The 21180-nt window shown below is 61.8% G+C and carries 13 protein-coding genes; 7 read left to right on the forward strand and 6 right to left on the reverse strand.

Translation table 11 applies throughout. The features are described from left to right. Positions 1-275 precede the first annotated feature (275 nt). Positions 276-1181 carry an Acg family FMN-binding oxidoreductase gene (locus tag ACWW36_RS14000; protein WP_456142106.1) on the forward strand — a complete coding sequence of 302 codons (906 nt, stop codon included), beginning with the start codon at positions 276-278 and terminating at the stop codon, positions 1179-1181. 17 nt (positions 1182-1198) lie between these two features. On the opposite strand, the gene ACWW36_RS14005 is transcribed toward ACWW36_RS14000, so the two are convergent. Then, positions 1199-3946 carry a helix-turn-helix transcriptional regulator gene (locus tag ACWW36_RS14005; protein ID WP_456142107.1) on the reverse strand — a complete coding sequence of 916 codons (2748 nt, stop codon included), beginning with the start codon at positions 3944-3946 and terminating at the stop codon, positions 1199-1201. Positions 3947-3961: 15 nt separating this feature from the next. Further along, complete coding sequence (locus ACWW36_RS14010; RefSeq protein ID WP_456142108.1) at positions 3962-6790, reverse strand: helix-turn-helix transcriptional regulator; 2829 nt, start codon at positions 6788-6790, stop codon at positions 3962-3964. A gap of 403 nt (positions 6791-7193) precedes the next feature. Here ACWW36_RS14010 and ACWW36_RS14015 point away from each other — a divergent pair, with 403 nt between their 5' ends. Next, positions 7194-7667, forward strand: a complete 474-nt coding sequence (locus ACWW36_RS14015; RefSeq protein WP_456142109.1) for a hypothetical protein — start codon at positions 7194-7196, stop codon at positions 7665-7667. A gap of 37 nt (positions 7668-7704) precedes the next feature. Continuing rightward, on the forward strand, positions 7705-9021 hold the full coding sequence (locus tag ACWW36_RS14020; RefSeq protein WP_456142110.1) for a UDP-glucose dehydrogenase family protein: 1317 nt from the start codon (positions 7705-7707) through the stop codon (positions 9019-9021). Positions 9022-9062: 41 nt separating this feature from the next. On the opposite strand, the gene ACWW36_RS14025 is transcribed toward ACWW36_RS14020, so the two are convergent. Continuing rightward, the gene (locus tag ACWW36_RS14025; protein ID WP_456142486.1) at positions 9063-9599 is read right to left on the reverse strand and encodes an arsenate reductase/protein-tyrosine-phosphatase family protein; all 537 of its coding nucleotides are present in this window, start codon (positions 9597-9599) and stop codon (positions 9063-9065) included. Between the two features lie 826 nt (positions 9600-10425). On the opposite strand from ACWW36_RS14025, the gene ACWW36_RS14030 reads away from it, so the two are divergent. From ACWW36_RS14030 to ACWW36_RS14040, 3 genes are all read left to right on the forward strand, one after another. Then, positions 10426-11976 carry a sugar transferase gene (locus ACWW36_RS14030; RefSeq protein ID WP_456142111.1) on the forward strand — a complete coding sequence of 517 codons (1551 nt, stop codon included), beginning with the start codon at positions 10426-10428 and terminating at the stop codon, positions 11974-11976. 67 nt (positions 11977-12043) lie between these two features. After that, positions 12044-13177: a glycosyltransferase gene (locus ACWW36_RS14035; protein ID WP_456142112.1), complete on the forward strand. Its 1134-nt coding sequence runs from the start codon at positions 12044-12046 to the stop codon at positions 13175-13177. A gap of 81 nt (positions 13178-13258) precedes the next feature. Further along, positions 13259-14020, forward strand: a complete 762-nt coding sequence (locus ACWW36_RS14040) for an FkbM family methyltransferase (protein WP_456142113.1) — start codon at positions 13259-13261, stop codon at positions 14018-14020. A gap of 35 nt (positions 14021-14055) precedes the next feature. Here the strand turns inward: ACWW36_RS14040 and ACWW36_RS14045 are convergent, their stop codons facing one another. Both ACWW36_RS14045 and ACWW36_RS14050 read right to left on the reverse strand, forming a co-directional pair. Then, entirely contained in the window at positions 14056-15468 is a 1413-nt protein-coding gene (locus ACWW36_RS14045; RefSeq protein ID WP_456142114.1) for an O-antigen ligase family protein, read from the reverse strand. Positions 15469-16784: 1316 nt separating this feature from the next. Beyond that, complete coding sequence (locus ACWW36_RS14050) at positions 16785-17375, reverse strand: class I SAM-dependent methyltransferase (RefSeq protein WP_456142115.1); 591 nt, start codon at positions 17373-17375, stop codon at positions 16785-16787. A 500-nt stretch (positions 17376-17875) separates the two neighbouring features. Here ACWW36_RS14050 and ACWW36_RS14055 point away from each other — a divergent pair, with 500 nt between their 5' ends. Beyond that, positions 17876-18823 carry an FkbM family methyltransferase gene (locus ACWW36_RS14055; protein ID WP_456142116.1) on the forward strand — a complete coding sequence of 316 codons (948 nt, stop codon included), beginning with the start codon at positions 17876-17878 and terminating at the stop codon, positions 18821-18823. Between the two features lie 43 nt (positions 18824-18866). Here the strand turns inward: ACWW36_RS14055 and ACWW36_RS14060 are convergent, their stop codons facing one another. Then, positions 18867-21014 (reverse strand): acyltransferase family protein, encoded by a 2148-nt coding sequence (locus tag ACWW36_RS14060; protein ID WP_456142117.1) that lies wholly within the window; start codon positions 21012-21014, stop codon positions 18867-18869. Positions 21015-21180: the final 166 nt, after the last annotated feature.

Genomic DNA, 21180 nt, shown 5'->3' on the forward strand with positions numbered 1-21180 from the left:
CTCTCTGCTTTCAACCGGAACGAAGCCCTTTGCGACATATTGCTTCTGGCCAGTGCTTTTAGCCCGTCGCACTGGAACGGGTTGCAGAGTGTCGGCGGTGCGAATTCGTCAGTAGCTAAGGCATCGCACGGAGTGCGTCTTTGCAGATCTAGCAAGCCTGCACCACTCCGACACGCCAGCCGACCGCCCAAGCGCAAACAGCACCCGATACTTGGTCGCCGAGCACCAAGGTCCCCATTGATTCTTTGCGGCGGCCAAGAGAGTCGGGTCAGCAAATGATCAATTGCCAACCTGATCACGACACGATCCAGACTGCGCTGTCGCTTGCGACCCGCGCACCGTCGATCAATGACTCACAACCTTGGCTGTGGCGCGTGGGCGCCCAGGGTCTGCATCTTTACGCTGATCCCGACCGAGCCGGACTCGGCGCCGATGCCCATAGCCGGGACGTGCTGCTGAGCTGTGGCGCTGCCCTGCACCATTGTGTCGTCGCCCTTGCGGCGCTCGGATGGCGCGCAAAGGTCCACAGGCTGCCTGATCCCGAGGAACCCGGACACGTCGCCGCGCTGGAGCTGGCCCAGCACCACGCCGGCGCGCTCGATGCCGCACTGGCCTCGGCAATACCGAGGCGACGCAGTGACTGGCGGCCGTACAGCCCGTGGCCGGTCTCTACCGCCGACATGGCACTGATAGGGGCTCGCGCCGCCCGTGCCGGCGTGACGACGCGGCGAGTGGAAACACTGCCGGAGTTGCAACACGTTGTGGCGCAATCAGTCTGGCGGCACACGACGCCTCACGGGCACGCACCGAAGTCCGATTCGACGGCGTCGATGGTGCCTCCACCGATCGCCGAGTCAGAAGGCGACAACGCAGTCGTGTTGGCTCTGGGTACCAAAGACGACACCCCGCTCGCGCGTCTGCACGCCGGAGAAGCGACCAGCCTGGTGCTACTCTCGGCCACCGCGCTGGGACTGGCAAGCTGCCCCGTCGCAGAGCCGCTGGAGACCGCAGAAGCGCGAGATACTCTGCAAGCCAACCTATTTAGCATCGTCGGCTTTCCCCAGATGCTGTTGCGCATCGGGTGGCCCCCCGTTGACGCCGACTCGCTTCCGTCACCTCCGCGTCGGTCACTGACGGATGTCTCTGAGTGGCTGGATCATCAGTCGCTCAACAGTGCCTAGCTTGAGGCTTTCGCGGCTCAGAGGTCGTCGACGATGCGGCCGAGTTCCGCCCGAGTCTTGATGCCGAGCTTGCGGTAGATGCGGCCGAGGTTGGCTTCCACGGTTTTTGGGCTGATGAACAACGCCGCGGCGACGTCGCGGTTGGTCATGCCTGATGCGGCCAGTTGGGCCACTCGCCGCTCGGATGGCGTCAACGCCAACTCATGTCTTGGCCCGACGTTGGTGCGGGCCAGTTCGGCCCGCGCGCGGTCGGCCCACAGCGGGGTGCCCATGCTTCCGAACGCCTGCAACGCTTCGTGCAGTGTCGCAGCGGCGGCCTCCTTTTGGCGTTGGCGCCGTTGGAGCTGGCCGAGCAGCAGCAGTGTGCGGGCGCGTTCGAACGGCATGGGCAGCCGCTCGTGTTGGGTCATGGCGTCGTGGGCCAGCCGATCTGCCGCAGCGACGTCGCCCGTGGCGGCCAGCCACATGCTCCGGCAGCGGGCGCCGATGGCGAGCATCCACGAGCGCCGCAGGAGATTGCCGTTCCGTTCGAGCTCCTCGATGAGCGGCACTGCGTCGTCGTGTCGACCAATCGCGACCATGGCTTCGACAGCGTCGGGGATGAATGTCGCGGTCATGATCTCAATGCCGGGAAGTGAATCAAAGACATCCAGCATCGGCTGCAAGGTCGTCAACGCCTCGGTGTAGTTGCCCAGAGAGACCTCGAGGAATCCCATTGTCATGGTTGGCCATTCGGCCAATCGCGGAACCCCGCGCTCGTGGGCGATGGCCATGGCGGCGTGGGCGTCGGCCCGGGCTTCACGCTCATGACCGATGTAGGCGTTGACCGCCGCACGAACCGTCAGCGCGATGGTGCGCGAACCGCCGCTCTGCTCCGCGCGCTGCATGGTGTCTTCTGCCAGCCGGGCGGCTTCGGCGAAGTTGCCGCGCCACATCTCGATCAGCGTGCAGTAGCCGTTGACGGCCATCATGTCGTTCTCGGCCCCGCGTTCGACGCATCGGTCGCGCAGGGCGGCCATCTGCCTGCTGGCGATGTTCAGCTCACCGGTCCACGCGCAGATCAACGCGTTGATGGCGCTGGCGCTGAAGGGGATTGGGCTATCGGCGTAGGAGTCTTCGAGCTCGACTGCGCGCCGCAGGCTGGCTTCGTCGACCCCCTGCCCATAGAGGAACGATGTGTTGACGAACATGGCGAGCGCGCGGCTGGTCAACGGTGGGTAGCCGAACGCTTCCGCACGTGTCACGGCCTCGCGGGCGTTTCGCACGGACGCGTCGAACAGACCCGCCATGCCTTGGGCGAAGGCCAACGACACCAGCGTCTGGACGTACAGGCCGGGATTCGCTTCGGCGTCGTCGAGTGCGCGCTCCAAGAACGCGGCGGCCTCGACGAACGCGTCGTCATACATGCGGATCCCGGCCAACAGGTTCAAGGCGACTCCGCGCAGCAGCCCCGGCCGTAGCTCGTCGATGGTCGATTCCAACAGCGCGTGGGCCCGTTCGGTGTCGCCGGCCTTGAAGTGGTGTTCGGCTGCGCGGATGCGGCGAGATGGGCTGTCTTGGCCGAGTCCTATTGCCAGCTCGACCAATTCGGCCGCGGCGGCAGGTGCACCGCGGGCGCGGGCTGCGTCAGCCGCGGTGTCGAGCGCCTTCAACGTGTCGGGGTCCGCGCGTGCAGCCGCCAGCGCCATGTGCCTCGCCTTGAGCTCCGGGAGTACGACGACCTCGGCCAGCGCCCGGTGGATGGCCCGACGCCGCGCGGGTCGGGCGTCGGTGTAGACGCTGTGGGCCAGCAACGGATGGGAGAACCGGACGTGATTGCCGTCGATCGCGATGATGCCCTTGCTTTCGGCGCTGTCGAGCAGCTCGACGGCCCCCTCGACGCTGGTGTGCGCTACCTGCGCTAGCAGCTCGACGGTCGGATTGGCCGCGGCGGCGGCCGCCAACAGCACGTCGCCGGTCTGTCCTTCCAGCGTGCCGATGCGAAGACGCATCAAATCGGCCAGCGTCGAGGGCAGCGATGGTTGTGCCCTGCCGGAGCCGATGTGAATGGCGCGGGCCAGTTCGAGGGCGTAAAACGGGTTGCCGCCGGAGATTTCGGCGATTCGCACCATGGTCGAGCGGGCGAACGGCCGACCGAGCCGCGCCGAGATCAGCGCGTGCAGTCCGCCGAGACTGAGCGGGCCGACGCGGATCCGGGCGATGCTGTCGGGCTCGCCCAGCTGCAGCCATGTCACCGCTTCGCCGCGGTTGGGATCGCACCGCTCGGTCATCAACACTCCGACGCGACCGCGGAAGCGTCGGGCCGCGTACGCCAGGACGGATCTGCTGGACGAGTCGAGCCACTGCACATTGTCGATGGCGACCAGCACAGGCTGGTGGGCAGCGAGGTGTTCGACGACGGAAACCAGGGCGGCGGCAGTCACGCGTTGATCGGTGGCAGGACCGCCGTCGCCGGCTCGCAGCAGCACGCGATCGACTGCGAGACGTTGGACATCGGGGAGGCGGCCGAGGATGGCCGGATTCACGTCACCCAGCAGGTCGGCCACCGCCGCGTAGGCCAGCATCGATTCTGCTTCGCCGACACGGGCGAACAGCACCTGGAATCCGCGGTCGCGCGCCTGGTCGGTGGCCGCGAGACAGAGTGTGGTCTTGCCGATGCCGGCTTCGCCCTCGATGACGAGGCCGGAGGTTCGCTCAGCGGCGGATTGCAGGAATGACGCTATCGCCCTGAATTCGGTCGGACGGTCAACTAGCCCGGCATTCACCACATTCCCCGAAAGCTAACGGATCGCAGTGCGATTGGCATCGGATGCTTCAATATTCGATAGTTGGCTCATCCGATGGCCGAGCTCGGCTCGGGAGTGGATGCCGAGTTTGCGGTAGATGCGAGCCAAGTTGGCTTCGACAGTCTTGGGGCTGATGAACAATGTGGCGGCGATGTCGCGGTTGGTCTTGCCGGAGGCGGCGAGTTCGGCGACGCGTTGTTCGGACGGGGTCAGTTGCAGGTGCGGGGTCGGACTGACCTTGGTGCGGGCCAGTTCGTCGCGAACGCGTTTGGCCCACAATGGCGTTCCCAAGTCCTCGAAGGCGCGCAATGCATCCCAGAGGGTAACTGTGGCCGCCTCCTTGAGGCGCTGACGGCGTTGCAGCTGGCCGAGCAGCAGCATTGTGCGGGCGCGTTCGAACGGCATGGGCAACCGGTCGTGCTCGCGCATCGCTCGACGCGCCATGGAGGTGGCCTCTTCTACGTCACCTTGGGCGGCCAACCACATGCTGCGGCAGCGGGCTCCGATCGCGAGCATCCAGGGGCGGTCGAGGCGACGGCCGTTGTACTCGAGTGCTTCGATCATTGGTCCGGCTTCGGAGATGCGCCCCAGGGCGATCATTGCCTCGACGGCATCGGGGATAAAGGCGGCAGTGACAATCTCCGTGCCGGGCAGGGTGTCGAACTGTGCGAGCAGCGGCTGCAAGGTCGTCAGCGCCTCGGCGTAGTTGCCCAACGAAACGTCCAGGAACCCGAGGGTCATGATCGGCGCGTCCGCGAGGCGCGCTGAGCCGCATCGGCGCGCTCCGTCGATTGCGGCGTTAGCGTCGGCGCGAGCTTCCTCCTCGCGACCGGTGTATGAGGCGACGACGGCCCGGGCGGCTTTGGCCATGACCTCCATGTGATCACCACCGAGCTGCGTGGCGCGTTTCATTGCTTCCTCGGCCGCGACTGCGGCTGCGGCGAAATCGGCCCGCCACACGTCGATCAAGATGCTCTGCAGGTCCATGAAGACGATGTGGCTGTTCACTCCGCGCTGGAGGCGGCGGTTCCGCACAGCCGTCATCTGGGCTCGGGCTTCGTCCAGCTGTCCGTCCCAGGCCAGTACCAGCGCGTTGACGGCGCTGGCGCTGAACGGAAGTGCCACGACGAGGTCGAGGTCTTCCATGTCGAGCGCGCGCTTCAGCCTGGGCTCGTCAATGCCTTGCCCGCACACGGCGGCCATGGTCACCCACATCGCGAATACTTGACTGGTCAACGCGGGCACGTCGAGTGCCTCGGCCAGCGTGACTGCTTGCCGCAGGTAGTTCAATGACTCGTCGTGGTCACCGGTATTGACGAGAGCAAAAGACAGCAGGAGCAAACTCTGCACCAGCACCGCGGGTTCGGCTGCAGCGTCGTCTACCGCGCCTCGGAGGAGATCAGCGGCGTGCGCAAAACTGTTGTCGTACATACGCATTTCGGCGAGCAGGTTGACCGCTGCCGCCCGGAGCGGGTCCGCGGGCAGCTGCGTGACCACGGGTTCGATTAGCGCTCGGGCGCGTTCGGGGCTGCCAGCCTCGAAATGGTGTGTGGCGGCACAGATCCGGCGTTGCGGCGTGTCACCGCCGAGCCGGATTGCGAGGTCGACCAGCTCGGCGGCGGCGGCCGGCGCACCGCGGGTACGCGCTGTGTCCGCGGCGGCGTCGAGGGCCTGCAGCGTCGCGGGGTCCGAGCTGACCGTCGCCAGTGCGAGATGGCGGGCCCTCAGTTCGGGTAGCACCTCAATGGCGGCGAGTGCCCGATGTATTCGGCGCCGCCGTGCAGGACTGGCGTCGGTGTAGACGCCTCGCGCCAGCAGCGGGTGGGTAAACCTGATCCGGTTGCCGTGAATGCTGATGACGCCCTTGTCTTCGACCGGTTCGAGTAGCTCGACGGTGCGCGCAGCGGTCGTCCCGGTGGCGCTAGCGAGCAGGTCGACGGTCGGATCGGAAGCGCATGCCGCGGCGAGTAATACGTCCTCGGTTTCACTTTCCAGCTCACCTATCCGCTCGCGCATGAGCTCGGCGAGTGTGCCTGGCAACACTGTCTCGGCGGTCGGTGACTGCATGCTGGCCGCACGTGCGAGCTCGAGCGCGTAGAAGGGGTTGCCATGGGACATCTCTGCGATCCGGACCGTCGTCGGGTGCGGAAGTGAGTGACCCAGTCGGTCGCAGATCAATGTATGTAGTGTGTTAACACTCAACGGCCCCACATGAATTCGCTTAATGTCGGTCTGGGTGGCCAGCTGCAGCCAGGAACCGGTTGCTTCGCTCTGGCCAGGGCCGGACCGTTCAGTCAGCAGCATGCCAACCCGTCGGCCAAGCCGACGCGCGACGAAGTTGACGACACTCCTGCTGGACGCGTCCACCCACTGCACATCGTCGATGGCGACCAGCACGGGCGACTTGGCCGCCAGGCATTCGAGGATGGATAAGACGGCCGTTCCGACGACCCGATGGTCGCTCGGTGGGCTCCCGCGGTCGGCCTGCAGCAGCACGTGATCCAGCGCAATGCGCTGGACTTCGGGCAAGCCTGCCAGGGCCGCAGGGTCGATGTGGCTGATCAGATCGGCAACCACCGTGTAAGCCAACACCGATTCGGCTTGACTGGCGCGAGCCGCCAGGACCCAAAACCCACGCTGTCGCGCCTGCTGGATCGCGGCCGACCACAGGGTGGTCTTGCCGATGCCGGCCTCGCCCTCGATCACGAAGGCAGACGGCTGCTCAGTCGTCGACGTCAAGAAGTCGACGACTAACCCCCACTCGACCGAACGGTCGATGAACCCCCCGCCCATCGGGACAATCGTCGCATCCGGCAAACGCATTTCGCGGCCAAACCTGTGATATCGAAATTATCTTCACCGTCAAATCCCGGCAGCGCGCTCAAGGCTGGGTTCAGCAAGCGGCCGCAGGAAGGCGCGGACGCCCTGGTAACGGCAGGTGAGCCGGTTTGCGGGCGGCCGATAGGCAGGGGGTATGGGGGGCAACCTTAGGGAAACACCCGATTCCTGGGGTACCGCCACCGAGCTAAATTCAATCCGCAACGAAAGATGTGGCATTTCGGGGCGGTCGTGCCGCAACTTTCAGCTGAGCGAGGGGGCAGAGCTTGCGGGGTTGGGCGCCGAGTATGAGAGTGCTGCGGTTGTCGGGGGGCCCCGCAAGCTTCGAGGCGTCGGTATCCGGCGATAGGCGCCAGATTGTGCATTGTTCGCTAGGGAGGGGTTTCTGATGGGCAGCTTGGTCGGGCGCATCCTGGGTGTCATTGGCGCCGCGGCACTTTTGGTCGCAATGTTCGGGTCCGGTGTTGCTTCCGCTAAAGACGGGCTCATAGGGATTTCGTACGACGAGGCTTCATCAGCGATTTCTTCCAAAGGTGGTACCCCCGTCGTCGGTACGGTGACCGGCGATCAGGTCGATGTCGGTGCTTGCCTCGTCACCAATTGGCATAAGTCGATATTCCTCGATGCCAGCGGCAAGAACGACAGGAAAAAAGAATATGTGTTCGACTTGAACTGCAATAACGCACTTGCCGCCCCGGGGAAACCCGGGAACTCGGCGATGAGTCCGGAAGGTGTCAAGGCGAAACATGACCAGGTAACCGCGGCGAAGATCAACAAGAATCCCGCGTGGTGCGACCAGTCCGACACGAACATGACGTATTGCCAGGCAATCTGCAAGCGCACCGGTCTTTGTGAAGTCTGACCAACGGTGTGCGCGTAGCCGCGCGTGAGGTGTGTCCATGCGAATTAGCGTGATCGGAACCGGTTATCTTGGTGCCGTCCACGCTGTATGCATGTCAAATCTGGGACATGAGGTCGTCGGATACGACACCGATACGGCGAAGGTACGGGCGCTATCGCGCGGGGTCTCGCCGTTCTATGAGCCGGAGTTCGAGGAGCTGCTGCAATCCGCGCTCGCGACGGGCCGATTGCGATTCACCGCCAGCGCCGAAGAGGCCGTTCGGGGCGCGAAACTGCATTTCATCTGTGTCGGCACTCCACAGCAGTCGGGGTCTGATGCGGCCGATGTGCGCTTCGTCGACGCTGCCGTGCAGACCGTCGCCGACTTGGCGGATTGCGATGGCCTGATCGTCGGGAAGTCGACCGTGCCTGTCGGGACCGCCCAACGGCTAGCCGACAGGCTGGGCGATCACGGCTCGCGGCTCGAATTGGCTTGGAATCCCGAGTTTCTGCGCGAGGGCAAGGCCGTCCGCGACACGTTGCATCCCGATCGGCTGGTATTCGGGGTGATGTCAGAGCACGCCGAGAAGTCTCTGCTGGAGGTCTACGGGAAGGTCATCGACCACGGCACGCCGTACATCACCACGGATTTAGCGACAGCCGAGATGGTAAAGGTGGCCGCGAATTCCTTTCTAGCCACCAAGATCTCTTTCATCAACGCGATGGCCGAGGTGTGCGAGGTGGCCAACGCCGACGTCGTCACCCTCAGCCAGGCGCTGGGCTACGACGAGCGGATCGGTCGTCGGTTCCTCAACGCCGGCCTCGGGTTTGGCGGCGGATGCCTGCCGAAGGACATCCGCGCGTTCAGCGCTCGGGCGGGCGAGCTGGGGGCGTCTGACGCGCTGACGTTCCTGCGTGAGATCGACAAGATCAACATGCGCCGGCGTGACAAGGTCGTCAATGTCGCCGGTGCCATGCTCGGAGGTGATTTTCTGAGCAAGAACGTCGCGGTGCTGGGTGCGGCGTTCAAACCCGACAGCGATGACGTGCGGGACTCCCCGGCTCTAAACGTTGCCGCCGCCATGCATCTGAAGGGTGCTGCGGTGCGAGTGCACGACCCGAAGGCCATCCCGAACGCGCGCAGACGGTTTCCCACCTTGACGTATTGCCTGAACATCGAAGACGCCTGTCGCAATACCGATTTGATCGTGCTAGCCACTGAATGGGATCAGTACCGCAACATCGATCCACATGCGTTCATGTCCCTCGTGCGCGAGCCGCGGTTACTCGACGCCAGAAATGCGGTCGACCATGATTTTTGGACGCACGCTGGCTGGCAGGTGTACGCGCTGGGAAGGGGCGTACTGAATACCTGAACCGTCATTCGATGACGTCGCTATATGGCGGCCTCGGGATGCTAATCGTCCGCGATCGGGGACGAGCGCCGACAAAGCTCGAGTATCGGCGGCAGGAGTTCGGCAATCTGCGAACCCACCGTGGTAAAGAAATCTGCGCCTTGGCCAATCGGGTCGGGAACGTCTGAAAGCTCGTGCCGTGCCACCTGCGAGCGCTGCGCTGCGAGATCTGCGATATTTCGTGTGTCGCAATCTGATGCGAGTCGGGCGGCTTCGCTCAGTGTGAAAGTTCTGTGGAGTTGGCGCGGGGCAAGTTCCAGGACAGTGTCGCGATGTGCCCTCGTCATAGTCAGGACAAGATCGGCGGCTGAAGCAATCCGCGAGGTGAGCTGTCGCGCGGCGAAGTCGGATACGTCACCACCCAGCTTTTCAAGGACGAGTGCCGCGTCGGGGTGAATCGGATGCGCGGTCACAGCGCGGGTCCCGGCGCTGGATGCTGTGAAGTCCGGGACCCCGATCCGAGCCGAATATGCCGTGGCGAGTCGTTCTGCAATTGGCGACCGACAGATGTTTCCAGTGCAAACAAACAGGACGTGCAGATCAAACTCCTCACTTCTACGGTGAAGCCTGTGGCGCTGGCCAGATGGCGTCAGACGGTAAGTCAACGGTACTGGAACTGATTTCAGCGGCTTTCGTTGATGCTCGTCGCTGTCGGGGAGCATCTCGGCCCGTCAGGTGGCGGATCCGCGCAGCATTTGTCGGCATCGGCGATCGATCTGGGTGTACAAATCGTTGGGGATCTTCGTCACGCGGCTAGTTAACCGCTGATTGCGGCAAGGAAGAAAATCTCCGACCGGCTCAATCCGTGTGAGTTTGTCGGGTCAGCTAATCACGCGTAGATGACGATTGCATCTCAGCCGGCGGTTCACGCATACCAGTCCCCGTGGCGCGGCATCTGTGACTTGCGCCAGAACCCTCCGGGGCGTCCGCGGTGACCGTGTAACCACAGCAACCTCAGTCAAACATCCAGCGAAACCGCTTTCCCGGCGTAAAAAGTCAGATCTACCTGGGGTTCCTAGGGTGGAGGGAATGAAATCATAGGGAAACACCTCATTCCGTCAGGCACCCCGCTGTGAATATGCTGGTCAACGGGTGAGGAGAACGGTAGCGAGTGTTGTGGTTCCGGGGTGTGGTTAGCCCCAACGCTCTCCGCGGGGCGGCGTTGTAACCGTCATTCTCACCGGCAAAGTCGTCACCGACGGCTACAGGGGGTATGGGATGTCGGTATTGAGGCCCGCGCGTACGTGCGAGGGCAACGTGGGTTGGGCATGGGGGCCAGCCGATGTTGTTTCTGTTTAGCGGTTCATCGAGAATATTGCCGACCAACCCCAATGAAATTTCATTGGGCGCGTTGGGTGGCAGGCTATGACTGGAGTCCTCGAGCCGACCACGGCGGCGATCACTCAGAATTCCCCGGCTCGCGATCTCGCAATTAAGAGCAGTGTTCCGGATAACGTCCGGCTCCTGGACAGCCGTCGCGCAGTCGTCGCGCCTATACCCGCGAATGCTCAGACTCGGCCACCGGTTCTTGAAGTCGCCAAAGATTCCCTGCGTCCGGTCGGCGACCGTCAGCGCGTCGACGCGCGTTTCCTCAGCCGCATCCGGGCTTGGATGCTTGTCCCGGCCGTCGACTTCGCGTTGATGCTGGCTCCCCTTGCATGGCGGCCGCCTCAGATCCACGCAATTGTGACGCTTGCCGTCCTTGCAACGCTTCTCCTCAGCGGAGGCGGCGGATACGTCTCGCGTCTACATCTCAGCGTCTTGGACGAGCTTCCCTCCATCCTCACGCGGCTGATGACAGCCGTGGCGTTGGTCGCTGCCGTCGCCCTCTATATGCACCAGAAGACGCAGGTGTTGATCTTCCTCGAAACTGCTTGCCAGGCGGTCGCGCTGGTCATTGTTGGCCGCGTCATCACCACGCGGCTCATTGCAATAGGTCGCCGAACCGGGATTTCACAACATCGAACCGTGCTAATTGGGGGCGGTCCGCTGGCAGCAGAGTTGGCGAGAATCCTTGCCCAGCACACGGAGTACGGCCTCACGCTCAACGGCTTCGTCGATGATGCCGAGGCTTCCCCAGCCGGGGAGTACCTCCCACGTCTTGGTCGCCTTGCTGATCTGGACATGGCTGTACTGACAACCGGTGCAGACAACTTGCTGGTCGCCGACGGAAGTTTCGAGGAACGCGCGCTAATCGATGCAGTGCGTACGGAGGCGTGCCATCACACAGAACTACTCGTCGTTCCGCGGATGCATCACTTCCATACCCAGACCGGGATGGCTGACCACATTGGCTCCATTCCCATCATGCGAATCCGCAATCCCAATCTCCACGGGCCGGCGTGGCTCATCAAGCGCGCGTTCGACATTGCAGTAGCCACAATGTCACTGATCGTCCTGTCGCCCGTGCTGGCTGCAGCTGCGCTGGCGGTGCGGATCGAAGGTGGATCCGGCGTCATCTTCCGCCAAGTCAGGGTGGGACGCGACGGCAAGCACTTCGAGCTGTTGAAGTTCCGTTCGATGCGGCCGGCCAATGAAATTGAGTCGCAGACGAATTGGTGTGTCGCCGCGGACAACCGCGTCGGTCCAGTCGGACGGTTCCTGCGCTGCACCTCAATCGATGAGCTACCTCAGTTGTGGAACATACTTCGAGGCGATATGACGCTGGTGGGGCCGAGACCCGAACGACCGCACTTTGTCGAGCAATTCTCGACCCAGTTCGACAGATATGCCCACCGTCACCGCGTACAGGTCGGACTCACCGGTTTCGCCCAGGTCAGTGGGCTTAGGGGGGACACGTCCATCGCCGACCGCGCCCGACACGACAACTTCTACATAGAAAACTGGTCGCTCTGGCTGGACATAAAGATCATCTTGCGGACATTCCGTGAGGTCTTGTTCTACCGCGAAAGATGAGCTCGGGTGGTGAAGCCGTAGGGCGGGCGTACTGAACCGGGCGAATCTCGATGGGGGGAAGCTGACGGTGGCGGGCGTCATCATCCACGAGTGGATGTCAGCACATGGCGGGTCTGAGAAAGTCTTTGAGGCGATGAGTCATGCCTTCCCTGACGCAGATCTGTATACGCTCTGGCGCGATCCCGGCGCCGTGATGGCCGGCCGCAAGATCACGGAATCCTGGCTGTCGCGCACGCCGTTGCGCCGGTCCAAAGCGCTCGCGTTGCCATTGATGCCCCGGACTTGGCGATCGCTACATGGCGGCCACCGCTACGACTGGATGCTTGTGAGTTCGCACCTGTTCGCCCACCATGCCCGATTCCAGGGTGCGAACCGAGGTATCCCCAAATTCGTGTACGCGCACACGCCGGCTCGGTACATATGGACGCCGGAACTCGATTTCCGCGGTGACAGTCGCGCCGTGCGTGCCGTCTCGGCGTACTACAGATCTATGGATCGGAGACGGGCAACCGAAGCGGTCGCGATCGCTGCCAACAGCGCATGTGTCCAGGACCGCATCCGGCGGTTTTGGGACCGCGAGGCAACGATCATCTATCCACCCGTTCCTGTTGAAGCGATCGCGGCGTCGGCGCGAACGGGCAACGGCCTCAGCGACGCCGATCTGCGCGTAATCGACTGTCTACCAGCAACATTCATCCTAGGAGCCTCACGGTTTGTGTCGTACAAGCAACTCGACAAGGTGATATCCGTCGGTGCCCTCCTGGATATCCCGGTGGTGATCGCCGGCCGAGGCCCTGAGGAACAGCGGCTTCGCGACATTGCAGCTAACGCGTCGGTGCCTGCGACATTCGTCATCTCCCCATCGGATGCGTTGCTCCATGCGCTGTACGCGCGTAGCGCCGCCTACGTGTTCCCGCCAGTCGAGGATTTCGGCATGATGCCGGTGGAGGCGATGGCGGCTGGGGCGCCGGTGGTCGTTAACTCCGTGGGCGGCGCACAGGAGAGCGCTCGAAGGTCAGCGGCTGGCGTGGTTGCGGATTTCGCAGACGTCAGGAGTGTCGCCGACCGTACCGGTGAACTCATAGATGGCGGCATTCGGCCGACGATTGATGACGTAGCGGAGTTCTCAGAAGCGCGGTTCATCGAACGCGTACAGGGCTGGGTCGCGATCGAGTTAGGGTATGAAGCGTGCCGGGCCTGAGCGCGTACAAACTTTCTCCATTAGTCGTGTGTTGCGGACCTCTGACGCCGAATGGCATGGGCCAGAAAGGGGCTGCAGTCGGTGCGGATCGCTGGTCGTAATACCCGCACGATTGCCAAAGCGGTATTCGAGCCACAGCACTATGTCGCAGCCGGCAACATGCTGAGGCTGTACGAGCATCCCTTGGAGATGTATCGCCGGTACTTGACGGGAATGGGGGAGTACCCGTGCAGTGTGCGCGTCTCCACCCCGATTGGTCCGATCGACCTCGAGTTGTATACCCACCACGACGTCCTCACTGTTAACGAGATCTTCTGTCGGGTCGACTATCTCGCCGATGACCGAGACAAGGTTGTCGTGGACTTCGGTTCTAATATTGGAATCTCGGCCGCGTACTTTCTGTCTCGGGGAGCCGATACTTTCACTTATCTGTTCGAGCCGCTTCCCGCCAACATTGAGCGGCTCCGACACAATTTGCGCCCGTTCGAAGCTCGGTACGCCCTTGATGTGGCCGCGGTAGGAACGGAGGAAGGCGAAGTGCAGTTCGGGTGGGAGCCGACAGGACGCTACGGCGGAGTCGGGCAACGAACCGGCAACTACATCAATGTTCAGTGCCGGAGAACGCGTGAGGTACTTGAGGATGTCGTCGGCCGGCACGGCCAGATCAACATCCTGAAGATTGATATCGAGACCATGGAGGAGGCGGTGATCGGCGACATTCCATCGGCGCTTGCACGCCACATCGACAAGGTCTATGTCGAGTACAAGTTTGCCGAAAACCCGCTCGCTGAAACGCATTTGCTACGCCAGCGCGGCTCTATTGCGCAATTCTTCCGCCGCTGATCGAGTCCCACGAGCAACCTTTCCAGGTTCTACGCTCAAATTCTCCAGGTGGCACCGCGACGTGCTGACCCAGCCGGGGTCGGCTTCCGGCTAGTGAAGGTCCGCAGTGAAGCAGTCGTTGATGGAAGACGGGTGTTTTCGCTGGAATGCTCACTGTCCATTTGGTTTTCGTCGCTAACGAGCCCCTGCTGCCGGTCTTGTACCATCGAGTAGAGGTATCCAAAAGCGACGGCGATCAAGATCATGGTCTGTCTGTCGCCGTATAACGCCGTGTTATCCCCCATGCCGTGGATAAATACCCAAGCGATCGCGGAGAGCGCGAACGCGGCATTGCGACGGTCGCGGACTGTGGGCTGCGCAGCGACTACACGAATGCCGAAAGCGATGGCCGCGACAATGAACACAACGGCTAACACAACGGCAACGATGCCCGAGTATGCCCATGTCGCGACAAGGACGTTGTGCGGCGGAAGGTCGGATCGACTGCCAATCTTACCGATCTGCTCAACCCAGCCACCAAAACCCGGGCCTAGAATGGGCGTCTCTTGGAACATCTGTGCTGCGCGCGACCAAAGTCTTTCTCGTGCGCCGTAACTGAAGTCAGAGTTGGCGTAGAAGGTAGGTGCAATGCGCTCCACAACGCTGGTCAACAAGGGGAAGACGAGAGGCAATGAGAGCACGACCGAGAGGGCGATGAGTACGGCTGACCCCTTGCGCATATGCGGTAGGAACATAACTACGAGTGCAGCGCCTGCGCCGATGAAGACAACCGATTTCGACCCTGTGAAGATCGAACCGGCGAAAGACAAGGCCGCAAACGCATAGAGCCAATGGTGCATGGTGCGGCGCGCGGCGACGCAAAGCAGAAGCGCTGCGACACCACCGAAGAGCGATGCGACGTTTCCGTTTACGAAGAATCCCCCGGACTTATGCGGGTCGAGCACATTGTTTGGGAGGTCGGTGTACAGATGCGCAGCCGCAGGTCCCACCGTGATCGCGGCTAACCGAGACCGAAGGAATTGCTCCTCAATCGCTGGGTTGATTTGAAAAGCTATTGACAGCACGGATTGAAGTGCGACCCCGGGAACGCTCCACAGCACAACGGTATCCAGCAGTTCTGATTCATCCCTCGCCACCACAATCATCTCGCGCAGCCACAACAGGAACACCACCCCGAAAAGCACGGTAGTGACTCCGAGACGCAGTCCCGAGGGGAGCGCCCACAGTAATGACACCGCTGTCACCGCGATCAAGAAACCAAGGATCATGACGATCGAGCTACCTGACCGGGACCGTCCGTGGGCTGTCATCCCCGTGAGGCACGTCATCAGCGTCCAGAGCACGGCGAGCGACACAGGCAATCCCGGTAGATACAACTGCGGGATCAGGAGTATTGCTACCCCGATGAGTCGCATACGGTGGGGCATGGCCAGATTGGCGATCAGCATGACCACCGCTATGCCTGCACTTACGAGCACGTCGCTTCCCCCTTCCGGCTGCGACGGCTGTCGACCAAGTCGTCTCTGTCAGCACGGCACTGGCCGCGTAGCCGCCTGCGCAGAAAACGAGTCCACCGGCGGCGACCGGTCCCCGACCCCGAAACAATGTCGATCGCGCCCCGCCTTGTCGCAACAGGCTCATATTAGCTGCCTCGAATGGCGTAGCCTGCCGAATTTGATTGGGCTGAATTACTACGCAATGGTTGCAGTCGAGGAACTGCGGACTAGCGGACCACCGCATGACGATCGGGCATAGCGGTCGCGCGCCGCTGGGGACTTCGCACCGGGCTGACTCCCAATCAGTACCAAGGGCTGAAACTCGAATGAACTTATTCGAAGTTGGCGATCAAGCACGGGGTCCCAACCATGCTTCCCTCGCTGCCTTAGATATCGTGTCGTTCCCGCCTTCTAGCCGGTTGTCTAGCATCAGGCCCCGTTCCCTAGGTCGTATCGGCCACCACGTGGCTGCCGATTCTGACACCTGTCTGGTGAGTACTCCTGACGCAACAGCCGCGTAGTGAAGCCAAAAGTCATCTGCGCGCGGGCATACCCGCATGAAGTCGTCGCCCCGCTCGCGCAGCGCCCTAAGGACTTTGGGTGGGTAGATAACACCTGAAACGCCTGTGGGCAGTAGGTTTGCCGAAGGCACGGTGCTTGTGCAGGGCGGCCACGTTAGGTAGGGGTCGTCACTCATCATGTACGCCCTGTAGGCAGCCACTTCATTGGGCCGGTACGCTGCTACCAAGCGGGCCAGCCAATAACGTGGGTAAAGCACGTCATCGTCGGCCGTCACGAGCGGGCGTTCAAGATTTTCCTGCACTACATAGGGGAAGTACTTCTTGTGGGGCCCATAGTCCACACAGTGTTCTATCGTCAACCCGCGCTTTATCAAACGACGCAAAGAACTCGGTGGATTCATCACGACAGCTTCATCTTCGTGCCACAGCACTATTCTGCGAGGCAGCAGACTTCCGCGGCCGATCGTCTCCAACGTCCTCCACACTCGCCGAGTCCTATAACCATATGTCGTAATAGAAACATCGATATCACAACCTCCGGTAATGGGGCGGTGCGAGCAGAGGTTTTCCACCTTCAGGAGAAGCGTGAAGAGGGCCACTTGCAAGTGCAGGAAGATCTTTGCCCCGATGCGTGTGGGATACCGGCCGTTGTTGCGCAAAAGCGATTGCCTCATCTCGGGTCAGCTATGATGAGCTCGCAATTTTGGCTGTGTCGTCGCCACGTTCACCGCCGCGATCTCTCAGGCATCAGCGTTTTTTCGCACGAACCCATACGGAGCGAAAAGCACCCCGCCAGCTAACGGGGTTATAGTCCGTTCGAGTAATCCGCTTGACGACGTCTTTTGCCAGATTGACCGGCGTCAGGCGTGGATAACGTTGGGCCGTAGATCGCGTGACGTCCATGTCAAGCTTCTCAATGAGAAGATCCAGAGTCTGTCTACCTGCGAATATCAGGTGATCGGGGAACCATAACTCGCCGGGCACCTCATGACGTTCAAGGTCACCAGCGTTACCTGTCTGTATCAGCAGCTCCCCACCTGGCACGAGGAGATCTCTCGCCTTCTGCAGGAATTCAACCGGTTCGGGTAAATGTGAAAAGACGTTCAGGAGTGAAATGTGGGTGAATTGCTCGGTCAGGTCGTTTAGCTCGCGATATGAAACGTCGAATCCGCGCGACCGAGCATACTCAGCTTTATGCTCATTCGGTTCGCTGCCTGCGAGCGTTGAGCCTTTGGCGACGGTCGCTCTCAAAGCGGCGAGAAACTCCCCGTAACCACAACCAATGTCAAGCCAGTGCACTTGCCGGTCGGCGAGGCCCAGGCCGTAAAGCTCACCCAATACCTTTTGATATTGCCGTACGTGGCCCTTGCCGCGTGGCCGTGCCCTCGAACTGATAATCCTTTCACCTTCGTGCGCGCCATATCGTAGTGAGTAGTCTCGACTGCTGAGATCTGGCCAGGGCGACAGGTAAACGAGACCACAATTCGTGCATTTAACGGCTAGGAAGCCGTTTTCTTCGCCCCAGGACGTAGCGTTCGCGCACGCACATATTCGACAGCCCTCCGTGAATGTATTCATGCCGAATTCCTATGAGTAGTAAGAAGGCAATAGCTGGCTGCCCCCTAGACTGCACCTCGCCTGTATTCCACTGCCCCAGACAACCGTAGATTAGCTTAGCGCCGCAGTGTTCATCCTCGTTTCTGGTTGATGGGCGGCATCGCCAGCAGGAGTTAGCACCATTACCGTGGGCCTCGGCCGGAACCACTGTGCGGCTGATGAGACCTCGCGCAGTTTGCCCCTCGTTGCGATCCCGCGCTCATGGCCCACAATGGTTGGGGGTGGGCCTCTTCAGCCGGCAGTTAGCGCATCCGGCGTCCTGCAACCCGAAAATGGAGGAGGATGCAGCAATGAGCGTCGTGCGCAACGCCACCCGCGTGCTACCGCTGGATGTCGCCGTCGCAGGACGGAAACTCAATGCCCTCTTCCGCGTCCTGGATCCGCTCTTCCGCGCGAGCACACGCAATGACGCCATCCCAACTGCGTGGGGGCCCCTGGCATTGGACAGCAACCACCCACCGGAACGGGTGTTGTCCTATCTCTTTTACAACGTGTCGCGTTACTACGAAAGGAGTGAGCTCGGTCGGTACATTGCGCGCGTTGCCGAACCCGGCGCGACGTTCGTCGATATCGGCGCCAACTTAGGCTTCTACGCGTTGGTGGCGCGACGGTATGGCTTCAACACTGTCGTCGTCGAGCCGGAGCCGCGCCACAGTGCCTTCCTGCTGCGCAACGAGCATGTCTTCGGCACAGTGTTGCCCATCGCTTTCTCCGACCGCGCCGGCGCCCTGCCGCTGTATTACGAGCCGCACAACCACTCTGGGTCAACCTCCCTTTTCCCCGCTCCGAGCTATGTACGCAGCGAAGAGGAGGTCCCGGTGCATACCTTCAGCGAGATCGCCGCGCGCGGCGACGTGGGGGATGTGTCAAAGATTCGCCTAATCAAGATCGATGTGGAGGGTTTGGAAGCCGAGGTGGTGGCGGGCATGGTCGACTCGCTGCTCAGCGGCTGGCGACCCCACGTCTGGTGCGAGGTTCGCGGCGATCGTTCGGGACGCAACGGCGGCAGCTATCGCAAGGTGCGCGAAATCCTCAGCGAATTCGGGTATGTCGCTCGTGAGCTCAAGGACGGCCGCAATCTTGCGCTGGACGAGGACGACCTTGCTCAGCGCACGGTGTTCGACCTGCTGTTCACTCCCGACGCCGAGGATTCGCCGACAGGGGCATAGGTCGCCGGCGCGCCAGGAGGCACCGCCAGTGCTATTCCGGACGTCAAAACACGCCGGCAGCGGCGAGTGACTCAGCGATTACAGGGGTGATCTTCTCCGCGTAAGCCCTAGTCATATGTCGTTGGTCCATTTTCGTTAGCGTTGATTCTACGAAGGCCGGGCACAACCCCTCTTCGATGCAAAACCACGGGCGCGAATCGATCCAAATTCCGGTCTCGGATCCGGCCACCATCTGCTCGGTTTTGGCTACGGTGAGCCACTTATCCGTGACTCTGCTGATGCAGTCAGCAGGGACGCTGGAAGCTGTGCTGTAGCACTCGGAAATGTTCTTGTCGTCCGGCGGAGGCGATAGCCAAACCACCTTCTGGGTGCTGCTCCTGAACTGGTCGACAATCTGGCGGCGGAAGTCAGCCCATTGCGGTGGCCCACCGATTTTCGGTATGTCGTTATAAGCGTTTGCGATGATTACCACATCAGGTTTGGCCGCATTGATGGCCTCCACAGTGTGCTCTCGCCTGGCTAGACAGTCATCCATCAATTGCTGGCCAGCGCTGTCATCCATGTAGTTCATCATTAGTCGACATCCCGCCATTGCTTCGAGGCGCAACTGAATCCGGCCATTTGAGTTTAGGGCGATGTCGCGTAGAGGCTGTGCGTACGTCAACGCTATGGAGTCACCAACCAACATGACCCGGATCGGAGCCGATGGCGATCCCCATGTGCACGCTTCGGGGTTCGGCTCCTTGCTGCACTGCTCGATTTCTGGTGCAACCTTGGCGTGGATGACCGCCTCCACCGACTGGTCAAGACTTGGCCACTCCGCGGCCGTCAGCGCCTTCCGGATCTCTTCTTGCAGCGCCGACGCGAGCGGCCCAAGCGTTGGGTGGGGTTGCCCATCTGCGTGCTTGGAAGCAGCGACTTCCGGTGGGAGCGAGACCTGTGCCCGCGGACTGACGGCGTATGCAGTCAACGCCAGTGTCAGCAAGCTAAAGACTGCGAGGCCGGCATTGCGCGTCGACCTCTCAGGTGCCCATTGCCTCTCGCGAAGCCTTCGGAATAGTCGGATCGCTTTGTCGCGGTCGGCGTAGCGCAGGGGGTTCTCGACGAAGTGGTACGACGCTATGGCAAGTCCGAAAGCAATTCCTATGACCGCAATGTAGAAACTGGCGCCGCGCGACCGCATTAAGGAGCCGAGAATGACGATCACCGGCCAGTGCACCAAATACAGCGAATATGAGATGTTGCCGATATAGACGGCGAACCTATTTTGCAGAAAAGCCTGATGGTGGGGTTCTTCCTGAACTCCAGCGGCGATGACCATCGCCGAACCTGCGACCGGCAGAAGTGCCCAGGGGGCAGGGAAGCCAACGGAGTTCTCAGTGATGAGGAGCACGCTGGCGGCGATCACGCCGAGTCCCGCCCACGACAGCCACGGCTTCACCACCACCGGTATCCGGGCTAGCAGCCCGACCGCCGTGGCCAAAAGGGCACCTACTCCGAGCTCCCAAACGCGGGCGAAGGTGTTGAAGTACGCACCGGTGACCGATGTTGTGGTCTGGTACAGCGCCCACCCCAACGAGATGACGATGACGCATGCCATCACTGCAGCAGCAAGCCGCATTCTGTGCGCATGGGTCCACGTCTTGTGGGCGACGACCAAGCCGAGCGCGAAGATCAGTGCGGGCCAGACGAAATAGAACTGTTCCTCGATGGACAGAGACCAGTAGTGCTGGATGGGCGACACGGCGTCACCGGCTGCGAAGTAGTCAGTCGCATGGGCGGCGAACCACCAGTTCGACATGAAGATGAACGCGAACAAAGCATCAACACCGACCTGATGTGCCCGGAACGGCTGGAACACAAGTACAGATGCGACATAGGTGAGGATCAGCACAACCGTGGCCGCCGGGATGATCCGGCGGACCCGATTCCAGTAGAACTTTTTGAACGACACATTTCCGCGGCGCTCCGCCATTCGCATCAGGTTTCCGGTGATGAGGAAACCCGAAATGACGAAGAACACATCGACACCGATAAAACCGCCCTTGGGCCAGCCGCAGAGGTGAAATGCGAACACTGTGAGGACTGCGACCATCCGCAGCCCCTGGATGTCGAGTCGCTGCTGTGCCACCTCGACGCGCCGCCGGTGGCGTCGCGATTGCTGCCGAAGCTGATTCAGAACGGTCGTCATTTTCCCCCCGGGGCGCGATTTTCCCTGCAATGCATCGTATAGACCGGCGGACTCTTGCGGCTCAAATTCGGTTTGCTCGCGAACGCCATCCGAGCCGTAAGGAGCCGTCGCCCTCGGCTCGCGTTGATCGATCGAAAATCATCGAGCACAACGGCGTGCCACACGC

It is taken from the genome of Mycobacterium sp. MMS18-G62, from assembly GCF_053877835.1.

Bases quoted from the DNA above. Each gene is read 5' to 3' on its own strand.
- ACWW36_RS14030 (WP_456142111.1), top strand. From the start codon at position 10,426: ATGACTGGAGTCCTCGAGCCGACCACGGCGGCGATCACTCAGAATTCC.
- ACWW36_RS14015 (WP_456142109.1), top strand. From the start codon at position 7,194: ATGGGCAGCTTGGTCGGGCGCATCCTGGGTGTCATTGGCGCCGCGGCA.
- ACWW36_RS14060 (WP_456142117.1), bottom strand. From the start codon at position 21,014: ATGACGACCGTTCTGAATCAGCTTCGGCAGCAATCGCGACGCCACCGG.
- ACWW36_RS14010 (WP_456142108.1), bottom strand. From the start codon at position 6,790: ATGCGTTTGCCGGATGCGACGATTGTCCCGATGGGCGGGGGGTTCATC.
- ACWW36_RS14020 (WP_456142110.1), top strand. From the start codon at position 7,705: ATGCGAATTAGCGTGATCGGAACCGGTTATCTTGGTGCCGTCCACGCT.
- ACWW36_RS14000 (WP_456142106.1), top strand. From the start codon at position 276: ATGATCAATTGCCAACCTGATCACGACACGATCCAGACTGCGCTGTCG.
- ACWW36_RS14045 (WP_456142114.1), bottom strand. From the start codon at position 15,468: ATGCTGATCGCCAATCTGGCCATGCCCCACCGTATGCGACTCATCGGG.